11 protein-coding genes are annotated in these 13,668 nt (G+C 68.9%); 4 read left to right on the top strand and 7 right to left on the bottom strand.

Annotated features, from left to right (window positions below; all coding sequences use genetic code 11):
• Window positions 1-37: 37 nt before the first annotated feature.
• Together QPK32_RS18225 and pcaD are read right to left on the bottom strand one after the other, a co-directional pair.
• Window positions 38-427 carry a hypothetical protein gene (locus tag QPK32_RS18225; RefSeq protein WP_290414208.1) on the bottom strand — a complete coding sequence of 130 codons (390 nt, stop codon included), beginning with the start codon at window positions 425-427 and terminating at the stop codon, window positions 38-40.
• Complete coding sequence (gene pcaD / locus QPK32_RS18220) at window positions 414-1,259, bottom strand: 3-oxoadipate enol-lactonase (protein ID WP_290414207.1); 846 nt, start codon at window positions 1,257-1,259, stop codon at window positions 414-416. The genes QPK32_RS18225 and pcaD overlap by 14 nt, the downstream gene beginning before the upstream one ends.
• A 94-nt stretch (window positions 1,260-1,353) precedes the next feature.
• Here pcaD and QPK32_RS18215 point away from each other — a divergent pair, with 94 nt between their 5' ends.
• Window positions 1,354-2,142 carry an IclR family transcriptional regulator C-terminal domain-containing protein gene (locus QPK32_RS18215; protein WP_290414206.1) on the top strand — a complete coding sequence of 263 codons (789 nt, stop codon included), beginning with the start codon at window positions 1,354-1,356 and terminating at the stop codon, window positions 2,140-2,142.
• Between the two features lie 173 nt (window positions 2,143-2,315).
• Here the strand turns inward: QPK32_RS18215 and QPK32_RS18210 are convergent, their stop codons facing one another.
• Both QPK32_RS18210 and QPK32_RS18205 read right to left on the bottom strand, forming a co-directional pair.
• Window positions 2,316-3,635, bottom strand: a complete 1,320-nt coding sequence (locus QPK32_RS18210; RefSeq protein ID WP_290414205.1) for a carbohydrate porin — start codon at window positions 3,633-3,635, stop codon at window positions 2,316-2,318.
• A gap of 152 nt (window positions 3,636-3,787) precedes the next feature.
• Window positions 3,788-6,214, bottom strand: coding sequence for a membrane-bound PQQ-dependent dehydrogenase, glucose/quinate/shikimate family (locus tag QPK32_RS18205; RefSeq protein WP_290414204.1), 2,427 nt, complete (start codon window positions 6,212-6,214; stop codon window positions 3,788-3,790).
• Between the two features lie 143 nt (window positions 6,215-6,357).
• Here QPK32_RS18205 and QPK32_RS18200 point away from each other — a divergent pair, with 143 nt between their 5' ends.
• From QPK32_RS18200 to QPK32_RS18190, 3 genes are all read left to right on the top strand, one after another.
• On the top strand, window positions 6,358-6,996 hold the full coding sequence (locus QPK32_RS18200) for a TetR/AcrR family transcriptional regulator (RefSeq protein WP_290414203.1): 639 nt from the start codon (window positions 6,358-6,360) through the stop codon (window positions 6,994-6,996).
• 42 nt (window positions 6,997-7,038) lie between these two features.
• Window positions 7,039-9,291 (top strand): ATP-binding protein, encoded by a 2,253-nt coding sequence (locus QPK32_RS18195; protein WP_374046764.1) that lies wholly within the window; start codon window positions 7,039-7,041, stop codon window positions 9,289-9,291.
• Window positions 9,292-9,513: 222 nt separating this feature from the next.
• Window positions 9,514-10,674 (top strand): sensor histidine kinase KdpD, encoded by a 1,161-nt coding sequence (locus QPK32_RS18190; RefSeq protein ID WP_290414202.1) that lies wholly within the window; start codon window positions 9,514-9,516, stop codon window positions 10,672-10,674.
• A gap of 214 nt (window positions 10,675-10,888) precedes the next feature.
• Here QPK32_RS18190 and QPK32_RS18185 read toward each other — a convergent pair whose 3' ends face one another.
• The 3 genes from QPK32_RS18185 to QPK32_RS18175 all read right to left on the bottom strand — a co-directional run bounded on the left by QPK32_RS18185 (window position 10,889) and on the right by QPK32_RS18175 (window position 13,664).
• A complete protein-coding gene (locus QPK32_RS18185; RefSeq protein WP_290414201.1) occupies window positions 10,889-11,113 on the bottom strand; it encodes a hypothetical protein in 225 nt (74 codons plus the stop codon).
• 173 nt (window positions 11,114-11,286) lie between these two features.
• Entirely contained in the window at window positions 11,287-13,152 is a 1,866-nt protein-coding gene (locus QPK32_RS18180; protein ID WP_290414200.1) for a bifunctional diguanylate cyclase/phosphodiesterase, read from the bottom strand.
• 11 nt (window positions 13,153-13,163) lie between these two features.
• Window positions 13,164-13,664, bottom strand: coding sequence for a YfiR family protein (locus tag QPK32_RS18175; protein WP_290414199.1), 501 nt, complete (start codon window positions 13,662-13,664; stop codon window positions 13,164-13,166).
• Window positions 13,665-13,668: the final 4 nt, after the last annotated feature.

The following is a 13,668-nucleotide window of genomic DNA, read 5'->3' as shown; positions in this document are numbered from 1 at the left end:
GTCGTATGCGCCGCGCTTGGGGAAAGCGGCGGGCGGCTCAGGGACCGAAGCTGGAACGGACCTGGATGCCCCAGCGGCCGCCGACGCGCGTAATAATGTACAACGAGTCATAGACTCCGATCACGGAATCGTCGTCACGGTAGCGGGTATAGCTGAGGGCGACGTGCGCCTTGTCGCCGTTGTGCTGCACCAGGTCGCGCCGTTCCCAGCGGCTGTACTTCCAGTCGTCCTCTTTCCGGAGGCGGTCGAACAGGTCCATCGGATTGCAGCCCGGCGCCTCGTACACGGTGAACTTGCCGTCCGCCAGGCGCAGGTGGGGAAAGTGCATGGTCGCGTCCATGCCCGCCGCATCGTAGCGGTTGAGCGCCTCCATGAACCGGTCGAGTACGTCGATGCATGCTGCGCGGATGTCGTCATTGCTGCCCAAGGTCGTGGCTCCCTGCCAGGGTGGGTGGTTGCGCCGCGTCGGCGAGGAAGGCGCGCACCGCCGCCGTGAAGGCCGGCGCGGCGCCGGCATTGCCGAGGTGGGCGGCATCGAGTTCGATGTAGTCGCCGCCCTCGAGGGCGGCGGCGAGTTCCCTTCCCTGCGCCGGCGGCGTGGCCGCGTCGTGGGCGCCGGCGATCACGAGGGTCGGCTGGCGGATGGCCGCCAGGCGGTCGCGGAAATCGAAGTCGCGGATCGCGTTGCAGCACCAGCGGTAGCCGGACGGCTCCGTCGCGCACAGCATCGCGCGGTAGAACGCGACGACGGACGGGTTGTCGGCGGCGAAGGCGGGCGTGAACCAGCGCGCGAGCGTGGCGTCGGCCAGCGCGGCCACGCCGGCGTCGACCGCCGTCGCGCCGCGCGCCGTCCAGAACGCGGGGTCGCCGAAGCTGGCCGCGGTATTGCTCAACACCAGCCGCTGCAGGCGGGCGCCATGCAGGGCCGCCAGCTCCATGCCCACGGCGCCGCCCATCGACAAGCCGCAGAACGCGTAGCGTTCCACGTCGAGGTGGTCGAGCAGCCGCGCGAGCCGCGCGGCGATGGCGCGGATCGACGGCGTTTCGCGCCAGACCGGGCTGCCATGGCCGGGATAATCGAAACAGACGATGCGATGGTCGCGCGCCCAGTCGCCCACCTGTCCGCTCCACAGGCGGCGGTTGGTGCCCAGGGAATTCGCGAGGACGAGCACGGGCGCCCCGGGGTCGCCGACCGCCGCATGGCTCACGCCGGCGTATTCGCTCTGCTGGCGCAGCATGGAAAAGTAGGGATTGACCACGGTATGGCACCTCTGATAATCTTTGTTCGCTAAGCGAACGTGCGTTCGCTTTACGAATTCATTCTAGGCCCCACATCGAGCAAGGTCAACGATCATGAAGGAAGAGAAGCGCCCGGACCCGGAGCTGTACGTGGACGCGTTCGCGCGCGGCCTGGCCGTCATCCGCGCCTTCGACGCGGCCAAGCCGGTACGTTCGCTGGCGGAAGTGGCGGAGGCGGTCGGCATCAGCCGGGCATCGGCGCGCCGCCTGCTCGGCACCCTGGTCCACCTCGGCTACGTGCAGGCGGACGTGCGCGGCTACCGCCTCAGCCCGAAGGTGATGCAGCTCGGCTATGCCTACCTGTCGGGCCTGTCGTTTTCGGAAATCGTCGAGCACTATGTGGTCGACCTGGCGGAAAAGACCAACGAGTCCTGCTCGGTCTGCGTGCTGGACGACGTGGAAGTGGTGTACACGGCGCGCGCGTCGACCAGGAAGATCATTTCGGTGAACCTGGCCATCGGCGCCCGCTTGCCGGCCTGGGCGACGGCGACGGGACGGGTGCTGCTGGCCGGCCTGGACGACGCCCAGCTGGGTCCGGCCCTGGCGCGCTGCGCGCAGGCCGAACATGCCCACCCCACGCGTACCGACCATGCGCGCCTGGCGGCCACGATCATGGAAGTGCGGGCGAACGGCTACGCCTACACGGCCGGCGAACTGGAGCTGGGATTGACGGCGATCGCCGTGCCGGTCGTCGACCGCCACGGGCGCACCGTCGCCGCGATGAACGTCGCCGGCCATGTGCAGGCGAATTCGCGCGAACACATGTTGAACGACAACCTGCCGCTCCTGCGCCAGGCCGCGCAGGAAATCAACGCCGCCCTCGCCGCGCGCGGCATGGCCTAGCCGGGATTACCGGGACCCGGCCGGGCCCCGGTCGCCGGCGTCCTCGGCGGGACGTCCGGCGGCATCGCTGCGCAGCGGCATGTCCCTGCCGACGTCCTGCAGGATCGCCCGGCCGGCCACCCTGCCCTGGCCCAGCACCGGGTCGACGTCGGCAATGCCGGGGCCGCCCGGGATCAGAACGTCACGAGGCTCTTCAGCCCGAGGACCACGACGTCCGAATTCGCGGACGTGCCGCCGGGGTGCTTGATGAACTGGACGTTCGGACGAATGCTCAGCGACGGAATCGGCGACCAGGCGTAGTACACCTCGGTGGCGTATTCGTAGCCGTCGTTGACGACCGTCGCCGCGTCCGGGTGCAGGCCGTTGACGAAGCGCTGGTGGTTGGCGTAGCGGCCGTTGCCGTGGGTCGCGCCGACGGCCACGCCGATCATGTCGCGCGGACGGTCGAACAGGCCCTTGTATTGCATGCCGACGGCCACCTGGCTGTCGGTGGCGGCCGTGAACTTGTCCGCCTGCGAGGCGTTCAGGAACAGGGTCATGCCCTTGCCGCCGGCGCTGCCCGTCACTTGCTGCTGGATGCTGACGTAGCCGCCGTAGGCGCCGTCGCGCCGCAGCGCGACCGCGTCGCTGCTGCCGAGCGGCTGGCGGTTCTGGTCCAGCATCAGGTCCGCGCTGTCGGACGTGTTGTACCAGGCGCCGACCTTGTAGCTGCCGGGCAGGCCGTTCACGCTGGGCAGCCAGCCGAACTCGACGGGGATCAGGGCGCCGGTCGTGCCATGCGGATTGTTCGGGTACAGCCCGCGGTGCCGGGTGTCTTCGTCATTCAGGTAGGTCGGATCGACCTGGTACGCGCCCACCTGCAGGTAGGTGGTGGCCGAGGTATTCAGCTTGGCGACGGCGGCCCACACGCTGACGGGCCAGTTGGCCCAGTAGCTGCCGACGATGTTGCCGGGCTGCGCGCCGCAGAAGGTCAGGTTCTGGAAGTCGCAGCTGAAGTTGGCGAAGTCGGTGCCGATGGTCATGCGGCCGAACTTCAGCCGCAGCCGGTCGTTCAGCAAGGACTGCTGCAGGTAGAAATTGGTCAGGCGCCAGGTCTGGCCGCGGCCGTAGACTTCCTGCACCTGCTGGAAGTTGCCCAGGCCGGCGTCGGTATCCAGGTTATGGCCGTTGCGGTCGGTGATGTCGATATAGAAGGTGCCGCCATGCCAGCCCAGCAGCTTGTCCAGGTCGAGCGTGGTCCCGAAACGCCATTGGTCGCTGTTGCGCGTCTTGTGGTCGGTGCCGCCCGTGGTATTGCTGGCGATTTCGGAGACGTAGCCGAGGTCGAACTTGACGCCTTGTTCGGCCAGGCGGGTACGCTGGCCGTTCCAGTCGCCCAGCAGGTAGGGGCTGGTGTTCAGGTCGGTGGCGGAGGCGGCCTGCGTGGCCAGCATGCCGAAGGCGGCGGTAGCGATCGCCGCGGCGATCACGGTCTTGCTTGGAATGATATTCATAATGTTTTCTTTCAATAATGTAGCGGTCCGCGCACAGCGGCGCGGCCGCAATGATCCTGGGTAGTCGATCTGCTCGGGCGCATCGGGTTGCCGGGCAGGCCCGTGAGGCCTGCCCGGCACTGCGCGCGGAACCGGTCCGTCGCGCTGGACGCCTACTGCGCCTGGTGCGCCCTGGCCGTCCTGGCAGCGGGCGCGACGCCGTCCGGCAGGGCGAATGCCACCATTTCGTCGCCCATCTTGGTGCCGAGCGAACCGTGACCGCCGGCCATGACCACGACGTATTGCTTGCCCGTCTTGTCGGACACATAGCTCATCGGCGTGGCCTGGCCGCCTGCCGGCAGGCGTGCTTTCCAGATCTCCTTGCCGTTGCGGACGTCGTAGCCGCGCAGGTAGTAGTCGAGCGTGCCGCTCAGGAAGGTCACGCCGCCGCCGGTGGTCATCATGCCCGCCAGGCTGGGCACGCCCAGCGGCAGCGCGATCGGAACCGGGGCGCTGTCGCGCGTGGTGCCGTTCTTGTGCATCCACACCTTCTTCATGGTCTTGAGGTCGACCGCGGCCACATAGCCCCAGGGCGGCGCCTGGCACGGGAAGCCCAGCGGCGACAGGAAGGGGCTGATCTCGACGGCGAACGGGATGCCGGTCTGCGGCTGCAGGCCCATCTCGGTACCGGAGCCGCCGGCGGCGTTGGCCTTGGCGCGCGGCACCAGGCGTTCCTGGAACCCCATGTAGTCCGGGTTGACGATCAGCAGCTGGCGGACCGGATCGACGGTAGCGCCGCCCCATTCGAAGATGCCCAGCGGGCCAGGGGAAATGATGGCTCCCTTGCCTTCCTCGCCCACGGTCTGCGGCGTGAACGGTCCCTGGTAGCGGTGGTTCTTGAAGATGATGCGGCACGCCAGCTGGTCGAACGGCGTGGTGCCCCACATGTCGGTCTCCTGGATCGGGCGGTCCGGCAGGAAGCTCAGGGCCGAGAACGGCTGGGTCGGCGACAGCTTGTCGCCGGCGGCGACGTGGTCGGTCGGCACCGGTTTTTCCGGCGCCGGCACCACCAGCGAGCCGTCGCGGCGGTCGATCACGAAGATGTTGCCGGTCTTGGTGGTGGCCACGACGGACGGCACCTTGCCGCGCGGGGTATCGATGTCGACCAGGGTCGGCTGCCCGCCGATGTCCATGTCCCAGATGTCATGGTGCACGGTCTGGTAGACCCAGCGCAGCTTGCCGGTCGCCACGTCGAGCGCCACGATGGCGCTGTTGAAGCGTTCGCCGTTCTTGTTGCGCTTGCCGCCCCAGGTGTCCGGGGTCTCGTTGCCCATCGGGATATAGACCATGCCCAGTTTTTCGTCGACGCTCGACACGCCCCAGGAATTGGGCGAGTTGCGGACATAGGTCTGGCCCTCGGTCAGCGGATTGGTTTCGTCCGGGCGCGCCGGATCCCAGTTCCACACCAGCTTGCCGGTGACGGGGTCGTAGCCGCGGATCACGCCGGACGGCTCGTTGGTCGAGTCGTTGTCGGTCACGCTGGCCGCCATCACCAGCATGTGCTGCGACACGGTCGGCGGCGAGGTGGGCATCAGCATGCCGCGGGTCTTGACGGGGTGGCCCTTGTACAGGTCCACGACGCCGTTGTCGCCGAACGACTTGCAGGCCGCGCCCGTATCGGCGTCGACGGCGATGAGGGTGCCGTCCATGGTCGGCGCGAAGATGCGGCGCGGGCATTCCATGGCGGCCGCATCGGCCGCCGGCGCGCTCGGCGTACCGCCCGGCGACGGGGCATTCACGTCCCAGTACGACACGCCGCGGCAGATCATGTGCTGGTAGCGCTTGGCGTCGCGGTTGATCTTGGGATCGTGGCGCCAGATTTCCTTGCCCGTGTCCGGGTCCAGCGCGATGACGATATTGTGCGGCGTGCACATGTAGAGCATGCCGTTCACCTTGATCGGCGTGACTTCGTTGGCGATTTCGCCCGGGTCGCCCGCGCCCTTGAAGTCGCCCGTGTGGAAGCTCCACGCCTGCTTCAACTGGCCCACGTTGGCCGGGGTGATCTGCGCGGCCGGCGCATAGCGGTCGCCATGGCCGGAACGGCCGTAGGCGGACCAGTCGTTGGGGGCGACGCCGGCGGCATCGGCCTCGCCGGTTGCCGCCATGTTTTCGGCTGGCACCTCGCCATGCATGTCGTGGTAGTCCTGGAACAGCGCGACCACGCCAACCAGCAGCGTCACGGCGACCGCGCCGAACAACGCCTTGCGGCCGACGTCGGCGGCGCCCTCTTGTTTACCGAGACGGCGATCGACGAAGGGCAGCAGCAGCCAGACGGCGGCGGCGAACCAGATATCGAGACGCGGCAACAGTTGCCACCAGTCAAATTTAACTTCGATCACGGACCAGACGACGGTCACGACGAGGATCGCGGACAGGAGGCCCAGCGCCGCGCGGCGGCCCCGGAACACGAGCACGCCCGTGGCGAGCAGGCCGATGCCGGCGACAAGGTAGTAGAGCGAGCCGCCGAGGCTCGCGAGGTAGGCGCCTCCGCCTGTCAATACCAGGCCGAGAAGAATGAAAATCGCTCCAGTGACTGTCAACAGTCCCCTTGAGCTAGTAGAGTTCGACACGTGGATCCTTCATGAATTGATTGCCATGTATGATAGCCACGGGAGACGAATTTGTAAACCGCACGGTTTCCAAATCAATTTTAACAATACGCCTCGAAAGGCTGAGCATCACGATGACGGAACAGCAACCCAAGGCCGGGCGACCGGTCACCAATTGTCCGAAGGAACTGCTGGATCGCTTGATCCAGGCGGCCATCGACATCCTCGAAGAGCAGGCCGCCGATGCCGACTTCAGCGTCAGCGAGCTGGCGCAGCGCGCCCGGATATCGAAGCGCACCGTGTACACGGTCGTCGAAAGCAAGGAGGAACTGATCACCCATCTCATCCGGCGCGGCATCCAGGTGGCCACGACGCGCCTCGACGCGCCGGTGGCGAACGCCGCCGATGCCCGCGACGTCCTTGCGTGCTTCCTGAGGGAGTGGGTCGCCTTCGCCAGCGGGCCCCAGGCCGTCGGCATTTATGTCATGGCGATCCGCGAGCGCAGCCGCTACCCGGCCATCGGCGCCGCCTACTACCGCGCCCGCGAAGAACAGGGCAAGCAGCAGTTGGCGGCCTGGATGGAACGCATGCAAAGGAAGGGATATATCGCCGCCGGCGATCCGTCGCTGATGGCCGACCTTGCCTTGATCATGGCGGCGGCCGAACGCCAGCGCAACCTGGCGCTGGGCCTCGAGGCACAGATCACACCGGAACAGACGGAACGGCGTATCGAAGCGATCTTGCAGTTCGTTTTCCGTCACGGCCCGGCCTGACGCGGCACCACGGCGCGGCGGCAGGCGCAGTCCTGAACTGCCGTGCCCCCTGGGCTGGAAGCCGCATGGCACCTGGGTTTCGCTGCCGGCCGCCGTGCACGCGCCGCGTACGTCCCCGTTCAGGAAAAGGTAAAATCCAGCACTTTCGTCATTTGCGTGGTGCACCTTGTCCCAGGAAAGATTGTTGATCTGCAAGATCTCTGCAATAACGCGACGGCGCCGTTGTTCATCATGGACGACCGCCAGCATTGCGTGTACATGAACCCGGCGGCGGAGCGGCTTACCGGCTACACGCTGGCGGAGGTCCAGGGGGCGCCGCTGCACGACTTCGTGCACCATACCCGGCCGGACGGCAGCCATTATCCGCTGGCCGAATGCCCGATCGACCGGGCGGCGCCGACGAACATGCAGGAGCGCGGCAAGGAAGTGTTCGTCCACAAGGATGGAACGCTCTACCCTGTCACGTTCACCGCCAGCCCGATCCACCGCGACGACGGCGTGGTCGGCACCGTCATCGAAGTGATGGACGCCCGGCCGCAACGCGAACAGGACAGTATCCGCGAGGCCATGCACGAGATCGGCCTGCTGATCCTGCAGGAGCTCGACCACGAGAAGATCGTCCAGGCCGTCACCGATACGGCCACGCGCCTGACCGGGGCGCAGTTCGGCGCGTTCTTCTACAACGTGCGCGACGAAGCGGGCGAGTCGTACACGCTGTACACGATCGCCGGGGTACCCAAGGAGCACTTCTCGCAGTTCCCCCTGCCCCGCAACACGCATTTGTTCGGCCCCACGTTCAGCGGGGAAGGCACGATCCGCAGCGACGACATCCGCCGCGATCCGCGCTACGGCAAATTGGCGCCCCACTACGGCATGCCGGCCGGCCACCTCCCCGTCCGTTCCTACCTCGCGGTGCCGGTCAAGCTTGGCAACGGCGAGGTGATCGGCGGGCTGTTCTTCGGCCACGAAAACGCGGGCGTCTTCCGGCCGGAACACGAGAAGCTGGTGGAAACCCTGGCGGCGCAGGCGGCGATCGGCATGAACAAGGCGACCCTGTATCGCGAGGCGCTGCTTGCCCGGCGCCGCGCCGAGCAGGATGCCGTGGAAAAGCAGCGCCTGTACGAAGAAGCGGCGCAGGCCAGCGAGGCGAAGGACCAGTTCCTGGCAACCGTGTCGCACGAACTGCGCACGCCGCTGACGTCGATCCTCGGCTGGGCCCAGATGCTCACGTCGGGGAAGCTGAAGCCGGCGATGGCCGAACGCGCCATCGCCACCATCGAGCGCAACGCCCGGGCCCAGGCCCAGATCGTCGAGGACCTGCTCGACATCTCGCGCATCGTCAGCGGCAAGTTGCGGCTGAACGTGCAGCTGTTCTCGCCCCACCTGGCCGTCGAGGGCGCGATCGAAGCCATGCGGCCGGCGGCGCTGGCCAAGTCGGTCGACCTGCAGGTCGTGGTCGATCCCAAGGCCGGGCCGATCTCGGGCGATCCGGAACGGCTGCAACAGATCGTCTGGAACCTGGTGGCGAACGCCGTCAAGTTCACGCCCAAGGGCGGCCGCGTCCATCTCGCGCTGCAGCGTTACCATTCGAACGTGCAGATCGTCGTCACCGACAACGGCGCCGGCATCCCGCCCGACTACCTGCCGCGCGTGTTCGACAGCTTTACCCAGGTCGACTCGTCCTCGAGCCGCAAGCACGGCGGCCTCGGGCTCGGGCTGGCCATCGTCAGGAAGCTCGTCGAGCTGCACGGCGGCACCGTCAGCGCCCACAGCGACGGCGTCGGCAAGGGCGCGTCGTTCACCGTGAGCCTGCCCATCGCCCCGCTCGCCTACGGCGGTGCCCTGCCGCCGCAGCGCGAGGCGGCCGGCCACTACGCGCTGCCGCAGGACACCGAGCAGTTCGGCTTGTCCGGCCTCGTCGTGCTGCTGGTGGAGGACGACGAGGATGCCCGCGGCATGCTGACCTCCGTCCTGGGCAGTGCCCACGCGGTCGTCGAGACGGCGAGCAATGCCGAGGAAGCGCTGCTGCTGTGGGAGGGCATCCAGCCCGACATGATCGTCAGCGACATCGGGATGCCGGGCATGGACGGGTATGCGTTCATCGCCGAGGTACGGCAGCGCGAGGCACGGCTGGGACTTGCGCCCACCCCGGCGGTGGCGCTGACGGCCTACGCGCGCGTGCAGGACCGGATGCGGGCTTTGACGAGCGGCTTCCAGATGCACGTCGCCAAGCCGGTCGAGCCGGCCGAACTGTTGACCGTCCTGGCGGCGCTGAAGTCGTGGCGCGTCGCCTGACGGGCACGCGGCCAGCGCGTTCCCGGCCGGCGTGGCGACGGCACCACAAGCTTGTTCAACATCCCTGTTCCGTCGGCGGCTTGCCGGGCCATGCAAATACGGTAGAGCTATAATATTTACCGGCAAGTTTTCTCGTCCGTTCGCACCCCATCGCGACGGACATGTGCGCCAGTCGGCGCAATCGCGGGCCGCGACGCCGGCCGGCTTTTCCTCGAGTGTGGCATGATCCTGGCAACAGACCAACAATCCGACGGCCGCGGGCTTTCCCCCGTCGCCCTGCAGTTCATTGCGCTACGCGACGCGGTCATGGACCGCTGGGAGCGCGAAGTGCGCGCGCGCGTGGACGGCGCCGGCGACTTGCTCCGTCCCGTGCTGACCAATACGCTGCCGGCCTTCCTCGACAATATCGCGGAAGCCCTGAGTCCGGACCACCCGCGCCGGCACGGCGCCAGCGGGACGACGTCGCCGTCCGCCCATGGCGACGAGCGGGCGCGCATGACCCCGTTCGGTCCGGACCAGGTGATCCACGAATACCAGATCCTGCGCGAGGCGATCGCCGCCGAGACGAAGGGCCGCATCGCGCTGGAGGAAACGCACTGGGCCATCATCGACAAGTCCATCAACGCCGCCACGCGCGAGGCGATACGCACGTTCACGCGGATCCACGAAGACCTGCGCCGCAAGGTGGCCGCGGCGCTGTCGCACGACATGCGCACGCCGCTGGCCGTCATCGATTACGGCGCCCAGGTGATTTCGCTCGCGCCCGACCTGGACGTGGCGCGCAGGACGGCATCCAGGATCGAAGAGAATTCCGCGCGGCTCCGGGCCATGATGAGCGACCTGCTCGACGCCCTCACCTTCCAGGGAGCCGCGAAGATGCCGCTCCGGCTGACGCGTTTCGACGTGCGCGACCTCGTCGGCGACGTGTGCGAACAGTACCGCCAGGGCGCGGATCGGCATGTCCGCTTCGAGGCGGACAGCGATTCGGTGACGGGGTTCTGGTGCCGCGATTCGCTGCGCCGGTCGGTCGAGAACCTCGTCAACAATGCGGTCAAGTACGGCAACGGCGGCACGATCCGGATCGTCGCGCGCGAAACCCGGGGGCGGCTGATGCTCAGCGTGCACAACGACGGCAATCCGATCCCCGCGGACCGGCAGGAACGGATCTTCGACTACCTGCACCGCGAGGCCGGCGTGCCGGCCGTCGACGGCTGGGGCGTCGGCCTGCCCTTCGTGAAGGCCGTGGCCGACAGCCATGGCGGCAGCGTGTCCGTGGACAGCGCGCCGCAAACCGGCACGACCTTCCTCATCGACGTGCCGGTGGACTGCCGGCCCTTCGTGGAGCAGCCGGCGCGCGCCGCCGCGGCCGATTATTCCGCCTGAAGGCGCGGCCCCAAGGCAAGCGCGGCGCCGCATGTCCGGCGGCGCCCGTGCCGTACAGGATGCCGTCGACGATGGCGGGAAAGTCGGGGTTGCGCATCTCTGACGCAATATTGACGCACGCCGATCGCGGGCGTTACTGTTGCGCGACATCCTGCATGCGCTTGCCGCGCGGGACGATCCGCGGCCGGTGCGCTCGCGCCCTGGCTCGGCGGCCCTACGGCCGCTGCCCGGACGCGGCATCGCCGCGCTCGCATTCCCTCCCCGCCGTATTCGCGCGCGGGGCGTCCTGCTGGTCGTTGCCCGGCGGTGCCTGGGGTACCTTGTCGCTGTCGATGGCGCGCCCGGCCGTGGACGTGGGCCGGGATACCTCGGCCGCCTGCTGCACGGTATCGCCCGTTTCGCCATGAGGCCGCTTACTACCTTCGTGTTTGTCGATCATCGGATGCTCCGTCGGAAGAAATGGTGACGGTAGCGATGGTAGACCCGTGCGTGGCGCCGGACATCGGACGATGGAGCGCCAGCCTGTAGGATGCGCGCGCCACTGCGTTGCCCATGCACTGGCGCTGCCGTGCGCGTCGCCCGTTTCCTGACCGGGCGCAGGCGGGATGCGTCTCAGGCCGCCGTCCGCTGCGCGAGCAGCGCGGCCAGGGCGTCGGCCGGCATCGGCCGGCCCAGCAGGAAGCCCTGCACGTACTCGCAGCCGGCGTCGTGCAGCCAGTCGAGCTGGGCGCGCTCCTCGACGCCCTCGGCCAGCACGGTCAGGCCGAAGCCGCGTGCCAGCGCGATGATGGCGCGGGCGGTCGCTTCCCCGCCGCGCGGCAGCAGGCGCACGAAGCTGCGGTCGATCTTGAGCTGGTTGATCGGGAACGCCTGCAGGTAGGCCAGCGACGAGTAGCCGGTGCCGAAGTCGTCGATCGACAGCCGGACGCCGGCGGCGCGGATCTGCTGCATGAAGGCGATGGCGGTTTCCACCTTCTCCATCAGCATGCTTTCGGTCAGTTCCAGTTCGAGATGCGCCGCCGGCAGTCCGCTGTCGGCCAGTGCCTCCAGTACGTCGGCGACGAACGCCGGCTCGCGCATCTGCCGGGCCGACACGTTGACGGCCACGCTCAGCGCGGGCAGGCCGGCGCGCCGCCACCCGGCCGCGTCGCGGCAGGCGCGCCGCAGCACCCAGGTGCCCAGCGCGACGATCATGCCGGTTTCCTCGGCGACGGGGATGAACTCCGCCGGCGCCACGGCGCCCAGGTCGGGATGGTTCCAGCGCACCAGCGCCTCGACGCCCACGACGCGCCGCCCGGTGCTCTCGAACTGCGGCTGGTAGTGCACCTCCAGCGCCCCGGCGGCGATCGCCTTGCGCAGTTCGCGCTCGATGCAGGCGCGCCGCTGGGCCGCCAGCGTCATCTCCGGACGGAAGTCGACGACCTGGTTGCGCCCGGCATGCTTGGCGCGGTAGAGCGCCGTGTCCGCGCTGCTGACCAGTTCCGCCGTGCTCGCGGCGTCGTCGGGATACACGCACATGCCGATGCTGGCGGTGGCCAGCACTTCGCCATGCTCCAGCACGAAGGGCACGGACAGCGCCCCGACGATCGCGCGCGCCACGTCGAGGGCGGCCTGGCGCTGCGCGACCGGCGCCAGGATGACGGCGAACTCGTCGCCGCCGATGCGGCCCACCAGGCCGCCGTCGCCGACCACGTCGCCGATGGTTTTCGCCACGGCGCGCAGCAGCTCGTCGCCGGCGGCGTGGCCGGCCGTGTCGTTGACGGTCTTGAAGTTGTCGAGGTCGATCAGCAGCAGCGCGAAGACGCCGTGCGGCCGCGTCATTTCCCGCTCCAGGCGCAGGTAGGTGGCGCGGCGGTTCGGCAAGCCGGTGACCGGGTCCGTATGGGCCAGCGTGTCGAGCTCGCGCTCGGCCTGCGCCACGCGCGAGCGGGTGCGGCGCAGGATCGGGATGACGAGGGCGACGGCGCCCGCGACGGTCAGCGCCAGGAACGCCATGTAGTGCAGCATGGCGGCGCGCACGCCGGCGGTACTGACCACCAGGTCGACCTTCCCGATCCTTCGACCGCGATACTCGACGGGCGCGCTCACGCGCACGGCATCGGCCATGCCGGGCAGGAGCGCCGCGAGCGGCCCCGGCTCCCTCCCCCGCTGCGGCACGTAGCCGACGAAGCGCCGGCCGTCGGCGTCGTCCACGGCCGCCGAGACCAGGTCGCCCGCGTAGCGCAGCGGCCGCAGCATCTCGGCCGCGGCGTCGCGGTCGCAGAACATCAGGGGGGCCGTCACGTTGTCGGCGATGATGCCGGCCTGCACGCGCGCCTCGTCGAGCTGGGCCTGGCGCAGCAGTACGTACTGGTAGACGAGGACGACGATGCCGGCGACGAGCATGGCGACGACGACGGCCACGACCTGGCCCGTGCTCACGGTCGACCAGATCGTGGCGCGGTCGCTGCGCCGCCGTCCTGGCGTGCGCGCTGGCATGGATGCCCGACTCATCGGACGTTGCGCGCAAGCCGCAGCAGGCGCGAGCTGAACCGGATGCCGGCACGCGCCGCCTCGCGCGTGTCGACGTCGAAGCGGACGTGCTGGGATTCCTCGACCAGGGCGACCGCGCCCGCGTAGCTGCCCGGCACGGCGCCGTCCACCACGAACAGCGTGGGGCCGGGGTCCGCGGGCGGGTTGCGCGGCGCGTGGGCGCCCGCCATGACCGCGATGTCGCAGGCTTTCGCGCCCCGGGCATCGACGGTGGCCCAGCGGCGTCCGTTGACGTTGCGGCCATCCAGCTGGCGCAGGCTGTCCCACAGCCCGTGCGCCGGGCTGGCGCACACGGCGAGCGCGCCGGCCGGTGCCGCAGGCAGCGGCCAGGTCGTGAACAGCGCGATGTTGACGATATAGGCGGCCTTGAGCTGCTCGTCCTGGCTCTGGGCCAGCGCGGCGCGCGGACAGCAGGCGATGCCCAGCGCCAGCAGCACGGCGGTCATGGAAGAAAGCATCGGC

This window comes from Massilia sp. YIM B02763, assembly GCF_030412015.1.
Lineage (GTDB): Bacteria > Pseudomonadota > Gammaproteobacteria > Burkholderiales > Burkholderiaceae_D > Telluria.
Note: the sequence above shows the minus strand (reverse complement) of the source record. Positions and strands in the feature narration are given on the sequence as shown.

Coding starts and splice junctions, on each gene's coding strand:
- QPK32_RS18185 (WP_290414201.1), bottom strand. CDS start 11,113: ATGATCGACAAACACGAAGGTAGTAAGCGGCCTCATGGCGAAACGGGC.
- QPK32_RS18180 (WP_290414200.1), bottom strand. CDS start 13,152: ATGCCAGCGCGCACGCCAGGACGGCGGCGCAGCGACCGCGCCACGATC.
- QPK32_RS18200 (WP_290414203.1), top strand. CDS start 6,358: ATGACGGAACAGCAACCCAAGGCCGGGCGACCGGTCACCAATTGTCCG.
- QPK32_RS18175 (WP_290414199.1), bottom strand. CDS start 13,664: ATGCTTTCTTCCATGACCGCCGTGCTGCTGGCGCTGGGCATCGCCTGC.
- QPK32_RS18190 (WP_290414202.1), top strand. CDS start 9,514: ATGATCCTGGCAACAGACCAACAATCCGACGGCCGCGGGCTTTCCCCC.
- QPK32_RS18215 (WP_290414206.1), top strand. CDS start 1,354: ATGAAGGAAGAGAAGCGCCCGGACCCGGAGCTGTACGTGGACGCGTTC.
- QPK32_RS18210 (WP_290414205.1), bottom strand. CDS start 3,635: ATGAATATCATTCCAAGCAAGACCGTGATCGCCGCGGCGATCGCTACC.